Genomic DNA, 22927 nt, shown 5'->3' on the forward strand with positions numbered 1-22927 from the left:
GGCCTTTTCGTGTCCGCCGTCCGGCCTGCACATAAAATAATTGTTATCTGGCAACCGATTTTCCGCGGGTCCGAGTTTTGGCCCGCCGTTTGCAAATGAACGGGTGACCGCCACGCGCAACAGCGTGTCCGGGCAGAACGACAACGTGGAGGACAAGGATGCTGCGCAGCGAAACGACAGGGGACCACGCGACCGGATCGGCGCGACCCGAAACCGGGAGTATGGTCCAATGAAAGCGCTCGACCGCATCCTCTCCGGCATCAGCACGGTCACAGGCGTGATCGCCGGCATCTGCCTGATGCTCATGCTGGCCCTGATCATGGCCGACGTCTCGGCCAAATACCTGTTCCACATGCCGATCACCGGCACGTTGGAAATCGTTTCCTACTACTTCATGCCGATCGCGGTGTATCTCGCGCTGCCGTATGTTGAGCGGTCGGGCGAACACATCTCGGTGCCGCTGGTGACCGACCTGCTGCCCGTCCTTGTGCGCCACATCCTGTCGATCCTCGTCGCCCTGTTCAGCGCTGCGTACCTGCTGGTCGTAGCATGGGCATGCGGTGAAAAGGCCGCCGCGCTCATGCGCACCGGCGAGGAAGTCGGGCTGATCTACTTCGACCTCATCATCTGGCCGCCCCGCTGGCTGGTGCCGATCGCCTTCGTGCTGATGGCCATCCAGATCGTCCACGGCGCATTCAAGAAAGACAGCGAGGCACACGCTCAATGACACCTCTGGTTATCGGATTTCTGTCCCTCGGGGGGCTGCTGGTTCTGCTTGCCATGCGGGTGCATGTCGGTATCGCCCTCGGTGCGGTTTCGCTGCTGGGGATGTGGGCCATCCGTGGCCCCAAGGCCGCCGTCGCAGCCGTTGCCGACCTGCCTTACCAGTTCGTCGCCCACTGGACGCTCAGCGCCGTGCCGCTGTTCCTGCTGATGGGGGCCATCGTCTTTCACACCGGCCTGACTGCCAGCCTTTATACCGCCGCGCGGAACTGGCTGAACTTCCTGCCGGGCGGCCTGGCCATCGCCACCAACGCTGCCGGTGCGGGCTTTGCTGCCGTGTCCGGCTCCAGCCTCGCGTCCGCTGCGGCGATCGGCCGGATCGCCATCCCTGAAATGCTGCGCGCGAAATACGATCCCGGCCTGACGGCCGCCGTGGTCGCGGCCAGCGGCACCATCGGGTCGCTGATCCCACCAAGTATCCTGCTGGTGATCTATGGCACCTTCACGGAACAGCCGATCGGCGAACTGCTGATCGCCGGTATCCTGCCGGGCCTGCTGACGGCCGCCGTCTATACCGTCCTGATCCTGACGCGCTGCGTCGCGAACCCGAAGCTCGCGCCGAAGGTGCAGGAGACGGTGTCGTGGTCCGAGAAGTGGGCATCGCTGCGCGAAACCTGGCCGGTGCCGGTCCTGTTCTTCGCCGTGGTCGTCAGCATCTATGCGGGCATCGCGACCGCGACCGAGGCCGCCGCCGTCGGTGCCTTCGTCGCGCTGCTGATCGCCGTGCTCCAGCGCCGCCTGACCAAGAGGGCGATGTTCGAAAGCATCATGGAAGCGGTGACGTCCACTGGTTCGATCTTCTTCGTCGCCATGGGCGCGATCCTGCTGACCCGGCTTCTGGCGCTCAGCGGCATCCCGTTCTGGATGGTGCAGCAGCTCAACGCGTCCGAAGTCGATCCGCTCGTCTTCCTGCTGGGCGTGTCGATCATCTACTTCATCCTCGGCATGTTCCTCGATCCGATCGGCCTGATGCTGGTGACGCTGCCGGTGCTCTACCCGCTGTTCGAAGCGATGGACATGAACCTGATCTGGGTCGGCATCCTCGTCATCAAGTATCTCGAGATCGGGCTGCTTACACCGCCGGTCGGCTTGAACGTCTACGTCGTCAAGGGCGTGGCGGGCGACCGGATCGCGCTCGGCACGATCTTCAAGGGCGTGACCTGGTTCCTGCTGGCCGAGCTCGTCGTCCTGACCCTGCTGATAAGCTTCCCGGCCATTTCGCTCTGGCTGCCAAGCTTGATCGTCAAATGAACCGGTGACTGCCGGGCGGGCCATCTGCCCGGCGCAACGCCAGTCTCTCAACGCAGCACCGCTGCACTCACTGGAGGAAACTAAGTGAAGACCAACTCAGGAAAAATCGCAGCCGCGGCCCTTCTGGCCGCAAGCGCACTCACCGCCGCACCGGCGATGGCGCAGAACCTGCAATACGCGAACTACCTGCCGCCGACCCATCCTGGCAACGTTTTCGCGCTGGAACCGATGTTCAAGGCGCTCGAGGAAAAGAGCGGCGGCAGCCTGAAGATCACCCTGCAGGCCGGTGGCGCACTGGCCGGGGCCAAGGACACGCTGTCGGCCATCGAGACCGGCCTGATCGACGGCGGTTTCATCGTGTCGGTCTATGTGCCGAACGAAATCCCGCTGAACACCACCATGTCCGACATGGCGATGCTGATGGAAGATCCGGTCACCATGGTCGGCGCGCTGAACGAAACCGTTCTGCTGGGCTGCCCGTCCTGCCTCGAGGAATACCAGGGCCACAACGTGACCTACCTCGGCGCCTATGCGACGACGCCCTACAACCTGATGTGCAAGGACCCGGTCAGCACGCTGTCCGACATCCAGGGCCTCAAGATCCGGTCCGCCGGTGACGTCTATGGCCGCTGGATCGCGGAAATGGGCGGCGTTCCGGTGAACGTCGCGAACTCCGAAGCCTACGAGGCCATGCAGCGCGGTCAGCTCGACTGCGTCTACGGCTCTGTCGGCTGGCTCAAGTCGCTGTCGCTCTGGGACGTGTCCAAGCACGTGCTGCGTCAGGACATGGGTGCCTTCGGCGGCGGCGCGCTGATCGCCTTCAACACCGACACCTGGGAAGGTCTGAGCGACGAAGCGCGCGCCATGATCACGGACGAGGTTCCGGCGGCGCTCGCGCGGCTGGCCATCGGTTACGCGGAAGAGGATGAAGAGGCGATTGCCGAAGCGTCCGAACACGGCGTGACCGTCAACGGCAAGGACCCGGAACTGGGCGCCCTGCTGGCGGAGTACCAGAAATCGGAAATCGAGTCGGCGGTCGCCGAAGCGGAAGAGCGTGGCGCGGAGAATGCACAGGCGCTGGCCGACACCTTCGTCGCGAACCTCGCCAAGTGGAAGAAGATCTCGGACGAGGCCGGTGGCGACGTCGCCAAGGTCGAAGAGGCCCTGCGCCGCGAGATCTATTCCAAGCTGGGCAACTGATACCGGCTGCATATGATCTATCCGGGCGCGTCCACACGCGCCCGGATTTCACGGGAGGGAAATGGAAATGACCAAGTCGGAAGCCTTGACCGGGGTGCGCGTCTATGACGCCAGCCAGGGGGTCGCGGGCCCCCATGCCGCGATGCTGATGGCGCTGAACGGTGCCGACGTGATCAAGGTCGAACCGCCGGGCGGCGACTGGGGTCGGGTGCTGGGCCGTCGCGAGAATTTCCAGACCATCCACTTCTTTGCCTTCAACCGCGCAAAGCGGTCCATCGTCATCGACATGTCCCGCCCCGAGGGCCGTGACCTGAGCGCACAGCTGGCCGGGACCTGCGACGTCTTCGTCGAAAGCTTCCGCCCCGGCGTCGCCAAGCGGATCGGGCTGGGCTACGACGTTCTGTCCAAGGACAATCCGGGGCTGGTCTATCTGTCCGTCTCGGGCTTTGGCCAGGTCGGGCCCTACCGCGAACGGCCCGGCGTCGACGGGCTGCTGCAGGCCTATTCCGGGATGATGATCATGAACGGGGGCGAGGGCCCGCCGTTCCGCCAGAACATCATCGCCATCGACATCATGACCGGCGTCTACGGCTTTTCCGCCATCTGCGCCGCCCTGATGCGCCGTGAAAAGACGGGGCAGGGCAGTTATCTGGACGTCAACCTGATGCAGAGCGCCGCGGCCTTTCAGGCGGCCAAGATCATGGAATTCCACGACGAGGGCGGCAATCCGCCCCCGCTCTACACCCCCTCGGGCATCTTCGAGGCGTCCGACGGCCACATCCTCGTCAGCGCGATGCGGGATGCGCATTACACCGCGCTCTGCGACGTGGTCGGGCGCCCGGACCTCGCGACTTCGCCGCTCTACGCCGACATCCCGTCGCGCAATGCCAATGCCAAGAGCCTCGTGGCCGAACTGAAGGCCGAATTCGTCAAGCAGACCTCGGTCTTCTGGATCGAGCGGCTGCTGGCGGCGGGCGTCATGGCCGAGAAGGTGAACAGCTACGGCGACTGGCTGGAGGACGAACATGCGCAGGCGGTCAACGCCTACGAATGGGTCGACCATCCGGACTTCGGTCGCCTGCCGGTCGCGAACATTCCCGGCATCACACCCCTGCGCGACACGCAGGACCGCACCACCGCGCCGGATCCGGGCCAGCACACCCGTGACATCCTCGGCGGTTTCGAGCTGTCCGACGACACGGTCGAAAAGCTCATCGCGGACGGCATCGTGCAGCAGCTGGACACTTCCGGCCGCTGACACTCTCCCGGTCGGATCCCTTCCTCCCAATCGGGGTCCGGCCACGACACGTAAGCGCTACCTCCCAGCGTGACGTGTTACTGCGTTCCCGCGTCGTTCGCCACGGCGGACCGCGGGGACGCTTTTTCCCTCCCTCCGATCCTTGGAACTGGCACGGGAATTGCACCTGTCCCATCCGAAGAACGCGAAACCAGAGAGTAAGTCAGATGTCCGCAGAGATCGCACAACCGACCGGTGAGGGCACCGTAAGCTGTGACATCTCGGGCGCCGTCGCCACGATCACGCTGCGCCGTCCCGACCGGCTGAACGCGCTGTCAGGCCACATGCGCGCCGCCTTCGGACGCGCACTGGACGAGGTCGAGGCGGCGGACGGCGTCCGCGTCGTGCTGATCCGCGGCGAGGGCCGGGCCTTCTGCGCGGGCGGCGATCTGGACAGTTTCCCTTCGACCGCCTTCGGTTGGCGCGCGCGGCTCAGGATCGCGCAGGACCATCACGCGCGGATGGTGCGCTCCGACCTGATTTTCGTCGCCGCCGTTCAGGGCGCGGCGGCAGGCGGCGGTGCGTCGCTGGCGCTGGCCTCGGACATCCTGGTAATGGCCGAGGGCGCCAAGATCGTCTTTCCCTTCGTCCGTCTGGGCCTCGTGCCGGACGGCGGCGCATCGGTGCTGCTAACGGCCAAGCTGGGCCCGGCACTGGCCGCCGACCTGCTGCTGAGCGGTGGCACCCTGACCGCCGCCGAGGCGAAACAGGCCGGGCTGACCCGCCGCGTGGTGCCCGATGCGGACCTCGCCGACGCGGCCGAGACGCTGGCCGCCGACCTGGCCGCGATGCCCGAAGGCGCGCTGGCGCTGACCAAGAACCTGATGCGCGGGGCATGGGCCGACCGCATGCAGGCGAGCTTTGATCACGAGGTGGACGCGATGGCCCTTGCCGCCGGTCTGCCGGGACATGCCGCGGCGCTGGCCGCCGCAACCAAGAAGGGGCGCTGAGCCTCGCAGGAATAGCGAAACTGGAGTTCGGAATATGGGAATGGACACGACCAAGACGATGTTTGCAGAGAATTGCCTCGCCGGACGGGTGGCCTTCGTGACGGGTGGCGCATCTGGCATCGGGCTGGGCATTTCGCACACGCTTGCCGACGCAGGCGCCAAGGTCGTCGTCGCCAGCCGCAAGCTGGAGAACATCGAGAAGACCCGCGACGACATCATCGCCAAGGGCGGTCAGGCGCTGGCCATCCAATTGGACGTGCGCGACTACGACAGCGTGTCCCGCGCGGTGGAACAGACCGTGGCCGAGTTCGGCGGGCTGGACATCATGATCGCCAACGCCGCCGGCAACTTCGTCGCGCCGACCGCCGAAATGTCGGCGAACGCATGGCGCACGGTGATCGACATCGACCTGAACGGCACGTTCCATTGCTGCCGCGCGGCCTATTCCGCGCTGAAGGCGTCGGAATTCGGCGGGCGGATCATCGCCATCTCGACCATGCGCGCGATGGAAGGCTGGCCGGGCTGCGCCCACGCAGGGGCCGCCAAGGCAGGGATCATGTCGCTGATGCGCAGCCTCGCGACGGAGTGGGGCCCGGACGGCATCCGCTGCAACACCGTGGCGCCCGGCCCGATCGACGGGACCGAGGGCGTGCGCCGCATCTACGAGGAAAAGGGGCGCCTCGCGACCGAGATCGCATCGGTCCCGCTGGGCCGGATGGGTCAGGTTTCGGATATCGCCAACGCGATCGTCTACCTCGCCGGTCCGGGCGGCGACTACATCACCGGCACCGATCTGGTCGTCGACGGCGGTCGTGACCGCAAGCGCGTGGTCGTGTCGCAGAACGCACCGGCCGTGGCCTGAGGAGGGGAAGAGACATGAGCGAACTGATCCACGTCGAAACCGAACGCGACGGCCCGGTCCTGATCGTCCGGCTGGCCTATGAAAGCGCGCGCAACGCGCTGACCACGGAAATGCGCCGGTCGCTGCAGACCGTGCTGCGCGACATCGAGGAAGACCGGTCGATCCGGTCGATCTATCTCTGCGGCAAGGGCGAAAGCTTCTGCGCGGGCGGCGATCTGAACATGCTCAAGGTTGCTTCGGCCCCCTGGGCCGTGCGCCGCCGGTTCCGCCACCTGAACACGGTGCTGCTGCCGCTGATGACGCTGGACCGCCCGGTGGTCTGCGGCGTGCAGGGCTACGCGGTCGGCGGCGGCATGGGGCTGGCCCTGACCGCCGACGTGATCGTCGCCGCCGAAAGCGCAAAGTTCATGGCCGGGTTCTTTCGCCTTGGCGCGGTCCCGGACATCATGACCATGTACACCCTGCCGCGCCTGATCGGCATGGCGCGGGCGCGCAATTTCCTGTTCGGCAACCAGACGATGGACGCCAAGCAGGCGCATGACCTGGGCCTCGCGATGGAGGTCGTCCCCGACGCCGAGCTGCACGACCGCGGCCTCGCACTGGCCCGCAAGCTGGCCGAGGGCCCGGCCGAGGTCATGGGCCTCGCCAAGCAGATCATGCTGCGCACCTTCGAGAACGGGCTGGACGACATGTATCTCTACGAGGAGCTCGGGCAAGCGATGGCCATGTCGAGCGCCGAGTTCAAGGAGGGCCTCGGCGCGCTGGTCGAGAAGCGCAAGCCCGACTTCGTCGCCGCCGCCGCGGCCGACCCCGTTTCCAACGGCCTGCCGCCGTCGATTTCGCCTGATACCGCCAAGGAAGGACGCTCGTCATGACCGCTTTGCTCGAACCGACCCGCAACGCAGACTCGCAGGAATTCTGGGATGCGATGCAGCAGGAAAAGCTGCTGCTCCAGGAATGCGGCGACTGCGGCGCGCTGGATTTCATGCCGCGCCACATGTGCCCGGTCTGCTGGTCCCCGAACCGCAAGTGGCGCGAGGCCTCGGGCGAGGGGACGGTGCATTCCTTCTCGATCGTGCGCCGCGCCTCGTCGCCCGCATTCGCGTCGCGCGTGCCCTACGTGGTCGTTCTTATCGACCTCGCCGAAGGGCCCCGGATGCCGTCCGCGCTGGTCGGAGACGACGCGCTGTCGGTGACGATCGGCGATCCGGTCCGGATGACGTTCGAAGCACGCGGCGAGGAAAAGCTCGCGGTCTTCGAACTGGCGAAGTGAGGTCGCGATGGATTTCTCACAGACCGAAACGGAGCGGCTGATCCAGGAACAGACCGCCGCCTTCGTCGCGCGGCACTGTCCCCGCGACAAGGTCCGCAAATGGGACGAAGAGGGCGTCTTTCCCGAAGAGCTCTACCAGGAAATGGCACGCGCCGGTTACGTGGGCATGTTCGTGCCCGAGGCCTATGGCGGCACGGGCAACCCGATGGCCGAATGCGTGCTGGTCCTTCAGGAATTCGGGCGCATGTCCGTCGACCTGCCGACGCGGCTGGCGCTGCAGGCATGGGGCGCCGCGATCCTCGCCAATTCCGGCAGCAAGGCGCAGTGCGAAAGCTACCTGCCGCGCGTCGCCAGTGGCGAGGTCAAGCTGTCCTTCTCGCTGACGGAACCCGAGACCGGGTCGGATGCCGCGGGCCTCAAGACCCGCGCGGTGCGCGACGGGGATGACTGGGTGCTGAACGGGCAGAAGGTCTATTCCACCGGCGCCAAGGCCAAGGACAACGTGATGATCCTTGCCGCCCGCACCAACCCCGAGGCCAGCAAGCGCGACGGCATCTCGCTGTTCCTCGTGCCGAACGACGCCCCCGGCGTCACGGTCACGCGGATGAAGACCGTGGGCCGCCACATCATCGGCACCAACGAGGTGTTCCTGTCCGACGTGCGCATCCCGGCGGATGCCGTGGTGGGCGAGGTGAACAAGGGCTGGGCGGCGATCACCGCGCATCTTGAGCGCGAACGGATCATGCTGGCCGCGAACTACATGGGCTGTGCCCTCTGCGCGCTCGGTGACGCGATCACATACGCGGGCGAACGGAACCAGTTCGGCCGACCGATCCGCGACTTCCAGGCGATCAAGCACATGCTGGCCGAGATGACGACCGATGTCGAAGCGGGCCGATGGCTGACCCAGAACGCCGCGTGGCGCTACGACCAGGGGATGCCCTGCGCGACCGAGGCAAGTATGGCCAAGCTGTTCGTGTCCGAGATGCTGGCACGGGTGACGACGCAGGGCATGCAGATCCTCGGCGGCGCCGCCTACACCTACGACCACGACATGCAGCGCCACTGGCGCGATGCCCGCAACGGGACGGTCGGCGGCGGCACCTCTCAAATCCAGAAGGAACTCATCGGGCGGGATCTCGACCGGTGGGCCAGCTGATTTCAGGCCGCGTGGCCGTGTTCGAATTGACAGGAAGGAACTGACACATGCCTGAAGGCACTCTGAGAAACTCCGTGGCGATCGTCGGCGTCGGCGAGTCCGACATCGGCAAGGTCCCCGGCATGACCGGGCTGGGCCTGAACGCGCAGGCGGCGATGCGGGCGCTCGAGGAAACCGGGCTGAAGCCGTCGGACATCGACGGCCTGCTGACCGCCTATTCCTTTACCGAGCCCTACTTCATGCTGGGCAGCGTGATGTGCGAATACCTCGGCATCAAGCCGCGGTTCAACGCATCGGTCATCGTTGGCGGCGGCTCGCCCGCCGTGATGCTCAAGCACGCGGCCGAGGCGATCGCCATGGGGCAGGCCGAGACGGTGCTGATCTGCGCCGGCGAGAACCGCGCGACGGGCACCAGCCGGGACGAGGCCGTGGCCGCCCTGCTGGCCGTAGGGCATCCCTATTACGAACAGCCCTACGGCTTTTCGATCCCCGCCTTCTACGCAATGATCGCGCAGCGCTACATGCACAAGTACGGCCTCAGCCGCGAGGATCTGGCGCATGTGCCCGCCGTGACCCGCGCCAACGCGCTGCTGCATCCGAACGCGCATATGAAGAAGCCGATCACGCCCGAGGACGTTCTGGCCTCCAAGCCGATCGCGGATCCGCTGCACATGCTGGACTGCTGCCTGATCTCGGACGCGGGCGGCGCGATGATCGTGACCTCGCCGGAGCGGGCCAAGGACCTCAAGGGTCAGCCGATCTACCTGCACGGCATCGGCGAACACCACACGCACGAGCACCTGATGTGCGCCCCCAGCCTGACCGAGTTCGGCGCCAAGGAATCCAGCCGCATCGCCTATGACATGGCGGGCCTCGGGCCGCAGGACATGGACTTTGCCGAGCTCTACGACTGCTTCAGCATCGTGCCGGTCCTCGAATTCGAGGAACTGGGCCTGGGCAAGGAAGGCGAGGGCATCGCGCACTGGACCTCCGGCGCGGCGAATGTCGGCGGTGCGCTGCCGATCAACACCCATGGCGGGATGCTGTCCCATGCCCATGCCGGTGCGGCGGGCGGCCTGTTCGGCATCGTCGAGGCGGTGCGCCAGCTGCGCGGCGGTCTGGGCGCGCGGCAGGTTGAAGGCGCCGAGGTGGGCATCGTCCACAACGAGGGCGGCATCCTGTCGTCGCATTGCACGCTGATCCTCGGCCGCGAACCGCGCTGAGCCGACACGCAGATACCATCACATCAAGGAGCAAATGAGATGACGACCGAAGCCAAGCCGCGCGGCAAGTATTTCGAGGATTTCGAAGTGGGTGAGACCATGGTCAGCCCGGCGCGCACCATCACCTCGACCGACATCGTGAACTTCGCCTGCCTCAGCGGCGACTTCAATGAGGTGCACACCAACTTCGAATACGCCAAGACCACGCAGTTCGGCGAGCCGATCGCACACGGCCCGCTGGTCTATGCCGTCATGGGTGGCCTGCAATACGCCAGCGGCGTGAACGACGGCACCCTGCTGGCGCTTCTGCAGATCAACAACTGGAAGATGCTGCTGCCGGTTCTGCACGGCGACACCATCCGTCTGGAGCAGACCGTTCTGGACAAGAAGGAAACCAGCAAGCCGGACAAGGGTGTCATCACCCTCAAGCGGACCTGCCGGAACCAGCGCGGCGAAGCCGTGCAGGAGATGGAAGCGACGCTGCTCTATCGCCGCCGCCCGCAGTAAGACCGCGCAGACAAGAAGGGAGGAGCCCGCATGCTCGACGGAATGGACAAGTTCGGACTGACCGAAGACCAGAAGCTGATGCGGGACTCGCTCGGCAAGATGATCGGGCGGCTTCTGCCGCCCGACGTGGCCCTGCGCATGGACGAGGCGCGGGAATTCCCGGAAGAGGCCTATCAGGCGCTGGCTCGGGCCGGGTACATGGGTCTGCTCTACCCCGAGGAGAACGGCGGCCTCGGCGCCTCGATGGAGGATTTCACCTTCTTCATCGAGACGGTGGCCTACCACAACACGCAGCTCGCCTCGGCCTACCTGACCTCGGTCCTTTACGGCGGGCGTCACGTCCAGGTCGCGGGCACACCCGAACTGCGTGACGAGATCCTGCCGGGCATCATCGACGGCACCCGCAAGATGGCCTTCTGCCTGACCGAGCCGGACACCGGTTCCGACGCGGCCAGCATCAAGACGCGCGCCCGCGCGGATGGCGACGACTTCATCATTCACGGCCACAAGATGTACATCACCTGTGCGCATGTGGCGGACCAGCTGATCGTCGTGACCAAGACCGACCCCGACTCCGGGCATCGCGGGATCACCATGTTCGTCGTTGACGCGAAGGCGCCCGGTGTGTCGATCACGCCGATGAAGACGCTCGGACGGCGGACCATCCACGCCAACACCGTGACATTCGACTCTGTCCGCGTCCCGGCATACCGCATGCTGGGAACGATCAACGGGGGCTGGGGGCAGCTGATGCTGGGCCTGAACCTCGAACGGATCTGCCTGTCGGCCTCGGCGGTCGGCAACATGCAGCGGATCGTGGACTATGCCTCGGGCTATGCGCGCGAACGGGTGCAGTTCGGCCATCCGGTCTCGTCCTATCAGGCGGTTGCGCACAAGCTGGTGGACATGCAGATCATGACCGACGCCGGGCGCGGCCTGACCTATCGCGCGGCGCGTCTGCTGGACGCCGACGCGGACTGTTCGCAAGCGTCGGCTGTGGCCAAGATCTTCACCACCGAAAAGAACGTCCAGTGTGCCGACATGGGAATGCAGGTCATGGGCGGCGCCGGGTACAGCATGGACCACATGATGCAGATGTTCTGGCGCGATTCCCGCGTCGGCCCGATCGGCGGCGGCACGAACGAGATCCTTCGCAACGTCATCGGCAAGCGCATGGGGCTGATGTAACGGATCAGTTGGCATTTGACTTCGATCTGAGCGCGGGCGTCGTTTCGCCCGCGCCATCTATTTGTGATTGCGATATTTTTTCAGATTTTTGACGTCCACCCGCCTTGCACATTTCTTGACCTAATTCAGCGAGTGGAATATTATTCAGCATGCAAGAATCCGGCTGCGAGAGTCTTGAGCGCATGATTTCCCCCGCTTCCCGCGGTCGGCCGAACAACGGCGTGCGCGACTGAAGCCGCTGTGACCGAACACCCCGAAACCGCCAATCATCCGAGGACACGCATGTTCCGTTTCATCCCGCCCGACGTCGAAAACGAGACCTTCTTCAGCCTCGGCCACTCCATCGCCAAGAACGCGGCCCGGCTCGGTGAAAAGCCGGCAGTCGTCATCGAGGAACGAGAGGTCAGCTGGCACGACTTCGGGGCGATGGTCGCCAGCGTGGCAGGCAAGCTGAATGCGCAGGGGATCGGTCGGGGCGACATCGTCGCCACGCTGTCCGAGAACTCGCTGGAGAACGTCGTGATCTACGCGGCGGTGGTCTATGCCGGCGCCTGCGTCGCGCCGCTGCCGATCTCGGCCACGGCGGAGTCGCTGCAGCGGATGATGGCGGACAGCGGGGCGGAGCTGCTGTTTGCCTCGCCCGCATTCATGGAGACCGCCAAGGGGATGGGTGCCCCGCAGGTCCTCGACCTGTCGCGTCTGTTCGACTGGGCGGCTGATGCGGAACCGGCGGAGCCCGCGGATGTGGTGCCCGACGACCTGTTCGACATCATCTATTCCTCGGGCACGACCGGGCTGCCCAAGGGGATCGTGCACGAACACCGGTTCCGGTCCCGCCAGCTGGCCCGCGTCATCCGCTTCGGTCTGACCGAGGAGTCGCGCTTCATCATCTCGACGCCGGTCTATTCGAACACGACCCTGCTGGGCCTTGTCCCCACGCTGATCTTCGGCGCGACGCTGTTCGTCATGCCCAAGTTCAGCACGCTCAAGTTCCTTGAGCTTTCAGAGCGCCACAAGCTGACCCACACCGTGCTGGTCCCGGTGCAATACATGCGCCTGCTGGCCGAACCGACCTTCGGCGACCACGACCTGAGCAGCTATGTCTGCAAGATCTCGACCTCGGCCCCGCTGCCGCGTCCGACGATCGAGAAGGCGATGGCGCATTGGCCGGGCGACCTGATCGAAGTTTACGGCATGACCGAGGGCGGCGTGTCCTGTTCGCTGAACTACCGGGCCTTTCCGGACAAGTGGGACACTGTCGGCAAGCCGGGCGAAGGCGTCGATATCCGGATCATCGACGAGACCGGAAACCAGCTACCTCAGGGCGAGTTCGGCGAACTGGTTGGCCGCGGGCCGTCGATGATGCCGGGCTATCACAACCTGCCGGAAAAGACCGAGGAGCTGATCTGGACCAGCCCCGAGGGCCAGCACTTCATCCGGTCCGGCGACATGGGCCGGATCGACGAGGACGGGTTCATCCACCTGACCGACCGCAAGAAGGACATGATCATCTCGGGCGGGTTCAACATTTACGCCGCAGACCTCGAAGCGGTCCTGATGAAGCACCCGGACGTCACCGAAGCTGCCGTGATCGCAGTCCCCAGCGAGGCCTGGGGCGAGACGCCGCTCGGCTTCGCGGTGCTGGGCACTGGCGGTGATATCGGCGCCGAGGCCTTGCGGGACTGGGCCAACGAACGGCTGGGCAAGACGCAGCGTCTGTCAGAGGTTGTGATCCTCGACGAGATGCCGCGCAGCGATATCGGCAAGGTGCTGAAGAAGGACCTGCGCGCGCCCTACTGGCCAGATCGGTAAGGGCTGCTTCCGCGAAATGAAAAGGCCGTCCGCCTTGCTGGCGGACGGCTTTCGTATTTCCTCAGGACCGAGGATCAGGCGGCGGAGATGCCGCCGTTGATACTGATGGCCTGCCCGGTCAGGCGGCTGCTGTAGGGGCTTGCCAAGAACACGCAGGTCGGCGCCACGTCCACCGGGGTCGGCACGCCCAGTTTCGCCTTGGACGCGGCCTTGCCGAAGATCCGCGCGCCCGCCTCGGTCGCCATGACTCGGTTGTATGACTTGGTGTCCGCGATGATGGACGGCGTGATGACGTTGACCCGGATGTTCTGGCGCGACACCTCGAGCGCGAGGGTGCGGCAGAACATGATGACCGCCGCCTTCATCGCGCCGATCAGGGTTTCGGCGGGCGTGGCCAGCTTGCCCGCGTCCGAGGCGACGGCGACGATGGACCCGCCTTCGGTCATCATCGGGATCACCGCGCGGCAGCAGTTCATGAAGCTGCGGACGTGGCCGTCGAAATGCGCCTGGTCGTCGTCCGCGTCGAGATTGGCGAAGAACCCCGGTTTCACCTGCGCGCCGCCGCAATGGACGAAAGCATCAAGGCGACCGACCTTGGCCTGGATCGACGCGAACATATCGCGCAGCTGTGCCGGGTCGGTCAGGTCGGCAGAGACGAACAGGACTTCGGTCTCGGGGTAGGCCGCCGCGATTTCTGACCGGACGCGCTCGCCACTTTCAGTCGAGCGTCCGTTGACGATCACGGTGGCCGCGCCCGATGCGGCGAACAGCCGAGCGGTTTCACGGCCGATGCCCGAGGTGCCTGCGGTTACGAGGCAGGTCATGCCGTTGAAGGCATTGGGAAACATTGAATTCTCCTTCGTTTCATATGTGCGGCGCGGGCCGCGTCTATGTCCGGTCGCCAAGCGCGCCGCTTGTCCAGAGCGCGTCCTGCGCGGATTTGTCGAAACCCCAGTCGTCGAGGATGCTGTCGGTGTCGGCCCCGTCGACCGGTGCCGATCCCCGGACCTCCGACGGTGTCCGCGAAAAGCGCGGGGCAGGGGCAGGTTGCGGGACGCCGTCGACCTCGACAAAGGCATTGCGCGCCTTCATGTGCGGATGCGCCTGCGCCTCGTCCAGCGTCAGGACCTGCCCGAAACAGGCGTCGCGATCCTTCATCGCCTCGTCCCACTCGGCCGCCGTCTTCGACGCGAATACCTCCTCGAACCGCGCGCGCATGTCGGGCCAGCCGTCGCGATCATACTGTTCCTTCAGGTCCGCAGGTTCGATGCCCATGCCTTCACAGAGCTCGCGGAAGAATTTCGCCTCGATGGCCGCGACGCTGACATACCGACCGTCCTTCGTGCGGTAGGTCCGGTAAAACGGCGCGCCGCCGTCGACGATGTTGCTCTCGCGCTCGCTGACCCAGCGACCGGCGGCGACGTCGCCGTGATAGGTCGCGACCAGCGAACTGACCCCGTCAACCATCGCGCAATCGACCACCTGTCCCTTGCCCGAGGTCTTCGCCTCGAGCAGCGCGCCCAGCACACCGACGACGAGGTAGAGCGCCCCGCCGCCCAGATCGGCCACGAGGTTCAGCGGAACCGAGGGCGGTCCGTCCTTGGGGCCGATGGTGGACAATGCGCCGGCGAGACCGAGGTAGTTCAGGTCGTGCCCGACATCCCTGGCCATCGGTCCGGTCTGGCCGAGGCCGGTCATCCGCCCGAAGACGAGGCGCGGGTTCACGGCCAGTGCCTCGTCCGGGCCGACGCCGAGGCGCTCCATGACGCCGGGCCGGAAGCCCTCGATCAGTGCGTCCGCCTTGCCGACCAGGTCCAGCAGCAGGGCGCGGCCGGCTTCGGTCTTCATGTCCACGGCGATGCTGCGGCGGCCGCGGGAGGTGATGTTGTATTTCGGTTCGCGCGGCAGGCCGAGGCCGCTCGGGACCGTCCGGTCGATGCGGATGACCTCGGCCCCCATGTCCGACAGCAGCATCCCGGCAAAGGGCACGGGACCGATGGCCCCCATTTCGATAATCTTCAATCCGCTCAGTACGCCCATGGGATTTCCTTCACTTTCGGCATCGGGGTGGACTCTGTCGGACCGGGCGCGGCCGTGCGCGCCCGGTCCGGTGACTTCGTGCCGGGATCAGTTGCCCAGCTTGGAATAGATCTCGCGGCGCAGGGCCTCTTCGACCTTGGCGACGTCGCCGCCGACCTCTTCCGAGATCTTCTTCCACTTGGCGATATTCGCGACGAAGGCGTCCGCCACCTCCTGTGCGCCCTCGGCACCGCGCTCACCGGCCTTCTCGACGGCGGCCGCGATCTCGGACTTCTTGTATTCCGTCAGCGGGGCGTCGATCTCGGCGTCCTTCTCGTAGACCGTCACGCCGTGTTCGGCCGCCTCGGCCACGGCTTCGTCGTCTTCCTCGACATAGCCGACCGCGAGTCGGGCAAGGGCCGAAGGTGTCGCGTCGATGATCATCGCGCGATCCTCGTCGGTCAGCCCTTCCCAAGATGCCGTGTTGAAGGCGACCAGCGCGCCGCCGCCGAAGCCGGCCATTTCCTGACGCAAGGCATGCTTGGACACGTCCCAGAGCGACAGCGACTTGAGCCAGCCGATTGACCCGAACACACAGTCGAGCTGCCCGCGCTGCAGCGCCTCGTAGGCTTCCGACGTCGCCACGCTGACGGGAATCCCGCCCATTTCGTTGATCCAGCGGCCATAGGCGTCACCCGAGGACCGGATCTTGAGCCCCTGGATATCCGCGAGCGTCTGGACCGGTTCCTTGCACATCAGGCTGTAGGCCGTCGTGGCATAGGAGCCGAGGTAGGTGACGTTGTGGCTCTGGTATTCCTCCAGGCAGGACGGACAGTCCAGAAGCACGGTTTCGTTCAGTGCGCCGACCATCGTGACGGGATCTTCCATCACCATCACCATGTCCGACATGACATTGTTCAGCGGGATCTCGTTCGGGACGTAGATCGACACGATGAAACCGCCGTCGATCAGGCTGGTCTCGATGGCCGAAAGGGTGTCCTTGGGCCCGGCCAGCGCACCGCCGGCCTGCAGGTTGATGTTCAGTTTGCCGCCGCTCTTTTCGGCGATCTCCTCGAACATCGGCGTCAGCGCGAAAACGTTGCTGGGGTGCGTGGGCGGCAGGAAGTTCCGGTATTCGAGGTTCTGCGCCATGGCCGGGGAGGCCAGCAGGCTGGCGGCCATGACGGTGGCGGACGATGTGGTTCTGGCCTTCACGGGGTCTCCTCCAAGAGTGTGCAGCATGGCTGCGGTTTGGGACGTGCGTTGCGCTGGTTCGCGGTGTCGCGAGGCGGTCAAACGTTCGGTTGTCTTGCGCACCGGGGCCGAAGGGCCCGGCTGGCGTCAGGCAAAGACCGTCCGTTCGCACACTGCGGTCAAAGCGGCGTGTGGTACCGGCTGGCATGACCATGTCACGCCCGGCGTTCGGGGGTCTCGGTCTGGTCAAAAATGCGGTCGGCGGATCAGGCCGATGTCGAAGTCTCGGTCCTTTCGGCAGCGACGGCGCAGATGGCCTGACCATTGGCGACAAGCTTTTCGCCCGGTTCGGCCAGGATATGGATGTCGGAGAAATACAGGCGGCGGCCCTTCTTGGTCAGGCGGGCATGGGCCACCAGCCTGTCAAACTTGCCGTAGGGCACGGCCGATATGTAGCTGCAGGTCATCGAAACGGTCGCGCCCGGCGTCGGCTGTCCGTCCGGACCGCCGGCCCACATTCCGGCAGTGTCCAGCATCGTCGCTAGAACGCCGCCGTGAACGGTGCCGTTGATATTGCAGTGCTCGGGCCGGAGGGTCAGCTCCAGCACGCAGGTGCCCGAGCCGGACTCCAGCCGTTTCATACCGACCAGCGTGCCGAAGCTCGGCTTGGGGTCACTTGGTGCGTTCATGATACTCTCCTGTCGGATGGCGTGGTGGTGCCAAAGACGTTCGCCTCGATCCGGCCCGCGAGGCGCTTCAGCCGACGCGCGATGTCCGCCATGCGGTCCTGCGTGAACTGGCCCGACAGGCTGATGGAACTGAGACCGATCCGCGGCCGCCCGCCCAGATCGCAGGCCAGCGCGGCGGCGAAATTGGCGCCGGTGAAGAGGTTGCCGTAGTCGAAGGCGAACCCCGTCTCGCGGCAGGTCAGCACGTCGCGCCAGTAGTCGTCGAACGTCGGCGGGTTCTGCCAGCGGATACCGGCGAATTTCTTTCGTGCCGCGATTTCGGTGATCCCGGTCGTGGCCGCGTAACAGCGCCCGACCGCGCCGACATAGGCTGGAACCCGCGCGCCCTCGCGCATGCTGACAAACAGCGGCAGGCGGCTGACGACACTGTAGCGCAGGATGAAATGTTCGTCCTCGGCCACCTGCCAGATCGCGATCATCACCCCCAGTTCGTCGGCGATCTCGGCCACGGTGGGCCGGACGATGTCGAAGGGATCCGCGGCGAGCAGGGGGCTGACCAGCCCGATCATCCCCATGCCGATGCGATAGGTCTTGGTCTCGGGGTCGAAGCTGACAAGCTCCTCTCCGGAAAGCGTCCGGAGAATCGTGAACGTGCTGGACACGCTCAGCCCGGTTGCGCGCGCGATGGCGGTTACGCCTTCGGCCTCTCCGCTATGCGCGAGATACCGCAGGATGATGGCCGCGTTCCGGATGGCCGGAACCGGTTTGGGTTTGTCCGTGGTCATCGCACGTCGCCCTCGCTCCCTTGACGTGATTCAGAATACGGAATAGCTTTCAGCACGCAAGATCATTCTTTCGATGTTATGGACCGCCGCAAGGCGCGGGCGCACATCGCGGGACCGGTCAGACGGAACAGCACATTGGCAACTGGAATACCCCTGTGGGCCCGGTGTCCGAAACAGGCAATACCAAGGAAAAGGTCAGGGACATGATCATAGAAAAGCGCAGCGAGGGTGTAGCAACCGTGATCATGAACGACCCGGAAAAGCGGAACGCGTTCTCGATACCGATGCGACTTGCCCTGCTCGACAAGTTCAGGGAACTGGAAAGCGATCCCGAGGTCCGGGTGATCGTGTTTTCCGGCAAGGGCGACAATTTCTGTGTCGGCGGGGATGTCACGTCGATGGGTCACAAGCCGATCGGCGAGGCGCTGGATCGCATGCGGATCGTCCACGATCTCGTGCGGCTTCTGGCGCAGAGCAGCAAGCCCAAGATCGCCGCCGTGGAAGGTTGGGCGGTCGGCGGCGGCCTCGCTCTCGCGCTGCTTTGCGACACGATCGTCGCGTCCGAGAGCGCGCGTTTCAAGGCTGGATACGGCGGCATCGGGATGGCGCCGGACGTGGGCATCCTCCACACGCTGCCCGCCCGCGTCGGACGGGGACGCGCACTGCAGATCTTCATGTATGACGAAACCTTCGACGCCCGGCAGGCGCTGGATTGGGGGGCCATCGACTCGGTCGTTCCGAAAGGCACGACGCTGGACAAGGCGCAGAGACTGGCGGCGATCCTTGCCGTCAAGGCACCGCTGCCGATCGCGCTGACGCGGTCGGTCCTGTCGTCGGGGCTGGACGAGGTGCTGATGCGGGAACGCGAGATTCAGGCACTCATGTTCAGTTCGGAGGACCACGCTGAAGGCAAGGCCGCGTTCTTTGAGAAGCGTCCTGCCAAGTTTACCGGCAGCTGAACGTCGAAGATTGCTGCAAGCGCAGTCCGGATAATAATTACATGCCTCGCATCGGCCGTCTGGCACCGAGTTATCGGCTGTCTGTGGTCTTGCCCCCGTTTCACCGGGCACTCAGGCGGTCACGGTTCGAGCTGCGATGCACTCGCGAGGCGAGCGCATCTTCAGCCCTGAGTGCGGGTGGTGGTCGTTGTAGTCCTCGAACCACCCGGCGATCAATCTGAGGACTGTGACGGTGTCAGGCAACGGCGTGACGTGGACGTAGTCGCGCTTCAACGTTTTCACGAACGCCTCCGCTATCTCGTTGCTCTCGGGGCTCTTCAAGGGCGTGTAGCATGGCGTCAGGCCGAGCTGGCGAGTGAAGATGCGCGTCTCCCTGGCGACGTAGCATGAGCCGTAGCACGTCGGGAAGAAGCGCTTTTTTGGGTTATGGCCACGCGCGCAGCTCCCAAATAGCGCAGCGGGTGGCCATAACCGGGTCTCAGGTCTCAACAGCGGCTTTGGATAACCACACCGCTGAGGAGACCGGCTATGACCGTCACCAATTCTACCATCTGACCTGAGACCCGACTCTCCTCCGGTTTCCGAGAGAGTCCGCAGGTTTGTGCACTGCTCCCCAACCTTGGACCGCCGGGAGCTGGATTTTTCGGCTGTCTCACGATGACGGGCTGGTTGCGTCATCGGGATAATGCACGGCAATCGGGACGTTGTATCCGATCGCGCTGTGGGGTCGGTCTTCGTTGTAGTGTCTACGCCAATCTTCCAGCTTTTCGCGGGCGTCGGCAAGGCTCATGAACCAGTGCGCGTTCAGGCATTCCGCCCGCAGTTTGCTGTTGAAGGCTTCGATGAACCCGTTGTCGGTCGGCTTTCCGGGCCGCGAGAAGTCCAGCGTGACGTCGTTGGCATAGGCCCAGAGGTCGAGGTCGCGGGAGATGAATTCGCTGCCATTGTCGACCCTGATCGTCTTCGGGTAGCCGACCTTGGCGCAGACCATTTCGAGCGTCTGCACGACGTCCTCGCCGCGGTAGGCGAAGCGGGGATCGGCCGCCGGACAGAGCCGGGAATGGGGGGAGTGTCCTGAACTTTGTGTATCCGGGCCGGCCCATGCGGTTTGGGATACTCAAGCGTCGAAGCGCTCGCCGAACATTATGGCGAACTGATTGCGGGCCGCAAACCATTCCCGAACATTTCGACCGTCCTTCTCGAAGTTGCGGATCGCGAGGTAGATCAGCTTGGTCGCAGCCTCATCCGTCGGGAATGATCCACGCGTCTTGATGGTTTTGCGGATCACGCGGTTCAGACTTTCTATGGCGTTCGTCGTGTAGATGATCTTGCGGATCGCTGGATCGAAGCCGAAGAACGGGATCACCTCCTGCCACGCCCGACGCCAGGCCGGGGCGATGGAGGCGTATTTCCCAGCCCATTTTTCCTCGAATGCATCGAGTTCGGCCTCGGCCATATCGGCGGTCGGGGCGCTGTAAATCCGGCGCAAATCGGCGGCCACGACCTTGCGGTCCTTCCAGGAACAGAAGTTCAGGGAATGGCGCACGAGGTGCACGATGCACGTCTGGACCATGGCGTCCGGGAAGGCGGCAGTAATGGCTTCGGGGAAGCCCTTGAGCCCGTCCACGACCGCGACCAGGATGTCCTGCGTGCCCCGGTTCTTCAGCTCGTTCATGACCGAGAGCCAGAACTTGGCGCCCTCATTTTCGGCGATCCACAGGCCCAGGACCTCTCGCTGGCCATCGCGGGTAACGCCCAAGGCCACGTAGACCGCCTTGTTCTTGACCGTCCGGCTGTCGGCATCGCGGATCTTCACTCGTAGCGCATCGAAGATCACGATCGGATACATCCGCTCCAGCGCCCGGCTCTGCCATTCCCGAACCTCGTCGAGCACCGCATCGGTGACACGGCTGATCAGGTCCGGCGAGACCTTCAGGCCATAAAGATCGAGAAGATGGGTCTGGATGTCCCGGACCGTCAGCCCGGCGGCATAGAGCCCGATGATCTTGTCGTCCATGCCGTCGATCCGGGTCTGGCCTTTCTTCACCAGCTCAGGCTCGAAGCTGCTGTCGCGGTCGCGGGGCACCGCCACCGGCATCTCGCCGTCCTGCCCCTTCAGCACCTTGGTCGAGGCGCCATTCCGGCGGTTGCTCTGACCCGGAGGGGCGTCCTTGCCCTCTTCATAGCCAAGGTGCGCCGTCAGCTCGGCGCCCAGCATCCGCTCCATGAGCTTGATCTTCAGCTCTTTCATCAGCCCGGCCTCGCCGAGCAGGTCCTCAGGACGCTCTACGCCCTTCAGCAGTTCGTCCAGCAGTTCCTTCGAGATCGTCATGCATGCTTCCTTTCGAAGAAGCATGGACCGGATCACTCATACACAGAAGAACTGACACTCTCGGAATGGGTGTCGACCACCGTCAGGATGCGGAGCTTCTTGCCCATGGCGAGCTGGTCGTGAACGAAGTCCATGGCCCAGACATCGTTAGGACCGACCGCCTCCTGACGGTCTTCCCGCAGCTTCGCCTTCACCCTGCGCTTCGGGTGCTTGTTCCTCAGCTGAAGGCCCAACTCGTTGTAAATCCTCCGGGTCTTCTTCATGTTGATCATCCATCCCTCACGTCGCAGCAGGATATGGACGCGGCGGTAACCGTAGCGAACCCGCGTCTCACAGATCTCCCTGATCCGCCTCTCGACGGCAGCCTGATCCGTCCGCCGGGACTTGTAGTGGTAGCTGGACGTGTCGAAGCAGATGGCCCCACAGGCCTTCCGGATCGACACGCCCCAGTCGACGCACATCCCGGTCACGATCTCTCGCAGACGTCCAGGCCTCAGATCTTTCGCCGGATAACGTCCTGCAACATCTCCCGGTCCAGCGTCAGGTCGGCCACGATCTTCTTCAGCCGCGTGTTCTCGTCCTCGAGCGCCTTCAAGCGGCGCATCTCGTCCGGCAACAGCCCGCCATATTTCTTTTTCCAGTTGAAGTAGGTCGCCTGGCTGATCCCCGCCTTGCGACAGATCTCCGCGACGGGCGTTCCCTGCTCCCCCTGCTTCAGGATGAACGCCTTCTGCGCTTCCGTGAACTTCGATGCCTTCATGAGTTTCCGCTCCTCTCCCAGCCAGGAAAGCTTAGCCCGAAACTCCAGCTTCGAACGGTCCAGTTTACAGGGGGCAGAGCATTTGATTGAGCCGAAGGGAGAGACCGAACAGAACCTCGGCCTGATGCGGCAGATCGACGAGCAGTTCCTGGAGACGCCGTTCTTCGGTGTCCGGCAAATGACCTGGCACCTGCGCAACGACGGGCATCTGGTGAACGAGAAGCGGATAAGCCGGCTGATGCGCCTGATGGGGTTGATGCCGATTTACCAGAAACCCAACACCAGCAGGCCAGCAAGGGGCCACAAGACCTATCCATATCTGCTGAGAGGGTTGCGGGTGGAACGTCCGAACCAGGTCTGGTGCTCGGATATCACCTACCTGCCCATGCGGCGCGGGTTCCAATACCTCGTGGCGATCATGGACTGGCACACCCGCAAGGTCCTGTCCTGGCGGATCTCGAACACGCTGGAGGCCGACTTCTGTGTCGAGGCGCTGAACGAGGCCATCCACAAGTTCGGCCCGCCCGAGATAATGAATACGGATCAGGGATCCCAGTTCACATCCTTCGCATGGACGGACCGGCTGCGCCGATCAGCGGTGCGGATATCGATGGATGGGAAAGGCCGCTTCCTCGACAACATCTTCATCGAGAGGCTATGGCGCACCCTAGGCTCAGGACCCAT

21 protein-coding genes and 4 pseudogenes are annotated in these 22927 nt (G+C 64.6%); 15 read left to right on the forward strand and 10 right to left on the reverse strand.

Going from position 1 to position 22927, the window contains the following annotated elements; translation table 11 throughout:
• Positions 1-229: 229 nt before the first annotated feature.
• The 12 genes from Q344_RS0122480 (at position 230) to Q344_RS0122535 (ending at position 11693) form a co-directional block, all read left to right on the forward strand.
• On the forward strand, positions 230-727 hold the full coding sequence (locus Q344_RS0122480; RefSeq protein WP_028288697.1) for a TRAP transporter small permease: 498 nt from the start codon (positions 230-232) through the stop codon (positions 725-727).
• Positions 724-2034 (forward strand): TRAP transporter large permease, encoded by a 1311-nt coding sequence (locus tag Q344_RS0122485; protein ID WP_028288698.1) that lies wholly within the window; start codon positions 724-726, stop codon positions 2032-2034. Before Q344_RS0122480 ends, Q344_RS0122485 begins: the two co-directional genes overlap by 4 nt.
• 84 nt (positions 2035-2118) lie before the next feature.
• On the forward strand, positions 2119-3234 hold the full coding sequence (locus tag Q344_RS0122490) for a C4-dicarboxylate TRAP transporter substrate-binding protein (protein WP_156954790.1): 1116 nt from the start codon (positions 2119-2121) through the stop codon (positions 3232-3234).
• A 67-nt stretch (positions 3235-3301) separates the two neighbouring features.
• On the forward strand, positions 3302-4492 hold the full coding sequence (locus tag Q344_RS24890; protein WP_051631023.1) for a CaiB/BaiF CoA transferase family protein: 1191 nt from the start codon (positions 3302-3304) through the stop codon (positions 4490-4492).
• A gap of 206 nt (positions 4493-4698) precedes the next feature.
• On the forward strand, positions 4699-5481 hold the full coding sequence (locus tag Q344_RS24895; protein ID WP_036540395.1) for an enoyl-CoA hydratase/isomerase family protein: 783 nt from the start codon (positions 4699-4701) through the stop codon (positions 5479-5481).
• A gap of 40 nt (positions 5482-5521) precedes the next feature.
• Positions 5522-6343: an SDR family oxidoreductase gene (locus Q344_RS24900; RefSeq protein ID WP_211249954.1), complete on the forward strand. Its 822-nt coding sequence runs from the start codon at positions 5522-5524 to the stop codon at positions 6341-6343.
• Between the two features lie 14 nt (positions 6344-6357).
• Positions 6358-7218: an enoyl-CoA hydratase/isomerase family protein gene (locus Q344_RS24905; RefSeq protein WP_051631025.1), complete on the forward strand. Its 861-nt coding sequence runs from the start codon at positions 6358-6360 to the stop codon at positions 7216-7218.
• Positions 7215-7616: a Zn-ribbon domain-containing OB-fold protein gene (locus tag Q344_RS0122515; RefSeq protein ID WP_028288700.1), complete on the forward strand. Its 402-nt coding sequence runs from the start codon at positions 7215-7217 to the stop codon at positions 7614-7616. Before Q344_RS24905 ends, Q344_RS0122515 begins: the two co-directional genes overlap by 4 nt.
• A 7-nt stretch (positions 7617-7623) precedes the next feature.
• Positions 7624-8775: an acyl-CoA dehydrogenase family protein gene (locus Q344_RS0122520; protein WP_028288701.1), complete on the forward strand. Its 1152-nt coding sequence runs from the start codon at positions 7624-7626 to the stop codon at positions 8773-8775.
• Positions 8776-8822: 47 nt separating this feature from the next.
• Positions 8823-9998: a thiolase C-terminal domain-containing protein gene (locus tag Q344_RS0122525; RefSeq protein WP_028288702.1), complete on the forward strand. Its 1176-nt coding sequence runs from the start codon at positions 8823-8825 to the stop codon at positions 9996-9998.
• 39 nt (positions 9999-10037) lie between these two features.
• Complete coding sequence (locus Q344_RS0122530) at positions 10038-10505, forward strand: MaoC/PaaZ C-terminal domain-containing protein (RefSeq protein WP_028288703.1); 468 nt, start codon at positions 10038-10040, stop codon at positions 10503-10505.
• Positions 10506-10535: 30 nt separating this feature from the next.
• Complete coding sequence (locus Q344_RS0122535) at positions 10536-11693, forward strand: acyl-CoA dehydrogenase family protein (protein ID WP_028288704.1); 1158 nt, start codon at positions 10536-10538, stop codon at positions 11691-11693.
• A 4-nt stretch (positions 11694-11697) separates the two neighbouring features.
• Here Q344_RS0122535 and Q344_RS26260 read toward each other — a convergent pair whose 3' ends face one another.
• Positions 11698-11844: a hypothetical protein gene (locus Q344_RS26260; RefSeq protein ID WP_156954791.1), complete on the reverse strand. Its 147-nt coding sequence runs from the start codon at positions 11842-11844 to the stop codon at positions 11698-11700.
• A gap of 131 nt (positions 11845-11975) precedes the next feature.
• On the opposite strand from Q344_RS26260, the gene Q344_RS0122540 reads away from it, so the two are divergent.
• Positions 11976-13505, forward strand: coding sequence for a class I adenylate-forming enzyme family protein (locus tag Q344_RS0122540; protein WP_028288705.1), 1530 nt, complete (start codon positions 11976-11978; stop codon positions 13503-13505).
• A gap of 74 nt (positions 13506-13579) precedes the next feature.
• Here Q344_RS0122540 and Q344_RS0122545 read toward each other — a convergent pair whose 3' ends face one another.
• From Q344_RS0122545 to Q344_RS24915, 5 genes are all read right to left on the reverse strand, one after another.
• The gene (locus tag Q344_RS0122545) at positions 13580-14353 is read right to left on the reverse strand and encodes an SDR family NAD(P)-dependent oxidoreductase (RefSeq protein ID WP_028288706.1); all 774 of its coding nucleotides are present in this window, start codon (positions 14351-14353) and stop codon (positions 13580-13582) included.
• Between the two features lie 40 nt (positions 14354-14393).
• The gene (locus Q344_RS0122550; RefSeq protein WP_028288707.1) at positions 14394-15545 is read right to left on the reverse strand and encodes a CaiB/BaiF CoA transferase family protein; all 1152 of its coding nucleotides are present in this window, start codon (positions 15543-15545) and stop codon (positions 14394-14396) included.
• A gap of 87 nt (positions 15546-15632) precedes the next feature.
• Entirely contained in the window at positions 15633-16739 is a 1107-nt protein-coding gene (locus tag Q344_RS0122555) for a C4-dicarboxylate TRAP transporter substrate-binding protein (protein ID WP_169739223.1), read from the reverse strand.
• Between the two features lie 245 nt (positions 16740-16984).
• Positions 16985-17407 carry a PaaI family thioesterase gene (locus Q344_RS24910; RefSeq protein ID WP_051631027.1) on the reverse strand — a complete coding sequence of 141 codons (423 nt, stop codon included), beginning with the start codon at positions 17405-17407 and terminating at the stop codon, positions 16985-16987.
• Complete coding sequence (locus tag Q344_RS24915; RefSeq protein ID WP_051631028.1) at positions 17404-18192, reverse strand: IclR family transcriptional regulator; 789 nt, start codon at positions 18190-18192, stop codon at positions 17404-17406. Before Q344_RS24915 ends, Q344_RS24910 begins: the two co-directional genes overlap by 4 nt.
• A 203-nt stretch (positions 18193-18395) precedes the next feature.
• Between Q344_RS24915 and Q344_RS0122570 the strand changes: the two genes are divergently transcribed.
• A complete protein-coding gene (locus tag Q344_RS0122570; protein WP_036540400.1) occupies positions 18396-19151 on the forward strand; it encodes an enoyl-CoA hydratase/isomerase family protein in 756 nt (251 codons plus the stop codon).
• A gap of 111 nt (positions 19152-19262) precedes the next feature.
• Here Q344_RS0122570 and Q344_RS24920 read toward each other — a convergent pair.
• From Q344_RS24920 to Q344_RS25910, 4 genes and pseudogenes are all read right to left on the reverse strand, one after another.
• Positions 19263-19544, reverse strand: a pseudogene (locus tag Q344_RS24920) (integrase core domain-containing protein); the annotation flags it as partial.
• Between the two features lie 259 nt (positions 19545-19803).
• Positions 19804-20211: pseudogene (locus Q344_RS24925) on the reverse strand (integrase core domain-containing protein); the annotation flags it as partial.
• A 57-nt stretch (positions 20212-20268) separates the two neighbouring features.
• Positions 20269-21483: an IS256 family transposase gene (locus Q344_RS0122585; RefSeq protein WP_156954792.1), complete on the reverse strand. Its 1215-nt coding sequence runs from the start codon at positions 21481-21483 to the stop codon at positions 20269-20271.
• 53 nt (positions 21484-21536) lie between these two features.
• Positions 21537-22243 (reverse strand): annotated as a pseudogene (locus tag Q344_RS25910) (transposase); the annotation flags it as partial.
• Between Q344_RS25910 and Q344_RS24935 the strand changes: the two are divergent.
• Positions 22242-22913: pseudogene (locus Q344_RS24935) on the forward strand (IS3 family transposase); the annotation flags it as partial. The pseudogenes Q344_RS25910 and Q344_RS24935 overlap by 2 nt on opposite strands.
• Positions 22914-22927 lie beyond the last annotated feature (14 nt).

The sequence above is a fragment of the Pseudooceanicola nanhaiensis DSM 18065 genome, from assembly GCF_000688295.1.
In the GTDB taxonomy this organism is placed as follows: domain Bacteria; phylum Pseudomonadota; class Alphaproteobacteria; order Rhodobacterales; family Rhodobacteraceae; genus Pseudooceanicola; species Pseudooceanicola nanhaiensis.

Coding starts and splice junctions, on each gene's coding strand:
- Q344_RS24900 (WP_211249954.1), top strand. CDS start 5,522: ATGGACACGACCAAGACGATGTTTGCAGAGAATTGCCTCGCCGGACGG.
- Q344_RS0122540 (WP_028288705.1), top strand. CDS start 11,976: ATGTTCCGTTTCATCCCGCCCGACGTCGAAAACGAGACCTTCTTCAGC.
- Q344_RS26260 (WP_156954791.1), bottom strand. CDS start 11,844: ATGCTGAATAATATTCCACTCGCTGAATTAGGTCAAGAAATGTGCAAG.
- Q344_RS0122480 (WP_028288697.1), top strand. CDS start 230: ATGAAAGCGCTCGACCGCATCCTCTCCGGCATCAGCACGGTCACAGGC.
- Q344_RS24910 (WP_051631027.1), bottom strand. CDS start 17,407: ATGAACGCACCAAGTGACCCCAAGCCGAGCTTCGGCACGCTGGTCGGT.
- Q344_RS0122585 (WP_156954792.1), bottom strand. CDS start 21,483: ATGACGATCTCGAAGGAACTGCTGGACGAACTGCTGAAGGGCGTAGAG.
- Q344_RS0122545 (WP_028288706.1), bottom strand. CDS start 14,353: ATGTTTCCCAATGCCTTCAACGGCATGACCTGCCTCGTAACCGCAGGC.
- Q344_RS0122530 (WP_028288703.1), top strand. CDS start 10,038: ATGACGACCGAAGCCAAGCCGCGCGGCAAGTATTTCGAGGATTTCGAA.
- Q344_RS24890 (WP_051631023.1), top strand. CDS start 3,302: ATGACCAAGTCGGAAGCCTTGACCGGGGTGCGCGTCTATGACGCCAGC.
- Q344_RS0122535 (WP_028288704.1), top strand. CDS start 10,536: ATGCTCGACGGAATGGACAAGTTCGGACTGACCGAAGACCAGAAGCTG.
- Q344_RS0122520 (WP_028288701.1), top strand. CDS start 7,624: ATGGATTTCTCACAGACCGAAACGGAGCGGCTGATCCAGGAACAGACC.
- Q344_RS0122485 (WP_028288698.1), top strand. CDS start 724: ATGACACCTCTGGTTATCGGATTTCTGTCCCTCGGGGGGCTGCTGGTT.
- Q344_RS0122515 (WP_028288700.1), top strand. CDS start 7,215: ATGACCGCTTTGCTCGAACCGACCCGCAACGCAGACTCGCAGGAATTC.
- Q344_RS24915 (WP_051631028.1), bottom strand. CDS start 18,192: ATGACCACGGACAAACCCAAACCGGTTCCGGCCATCCGGAACGCGGCC.
- Q344_RS24905 (WP_051631025.1), top strand. CDS start 6,358: ATGAGCGAACTGATCCACGTCGAAACCGAACGCGACGGCCCGGTCCTG.
- Q344_RS0122570 (WP_036540400.1), top strand. CDS start 18,396: ATGATCATAGAAAAGCGCAGCGAGGGTGTAGCAACCGTGATCATGAAC.
- Q344_RS0122525 (WP_028288702.1), top strand. CDS start 8,823: ATGCCTGAAGGCACTCTGAGAAACTCCGTGGCGATCGTCGGCGTCGGC.
- Q344_RS0122550 (WP_028288707.1), bottom strand. CDS start 15,545: ATGGGCGTACTGAGCGGATTGAAGATTATCGAAATGGGGGCCATCGGT.
- Q344_RS24895 (WP_036540395.1), top strand. CDS start 4,699: ATGTCCGCAGAGATCGCACAACCGACCGGTGAGGGCACCGTAAGCTGT.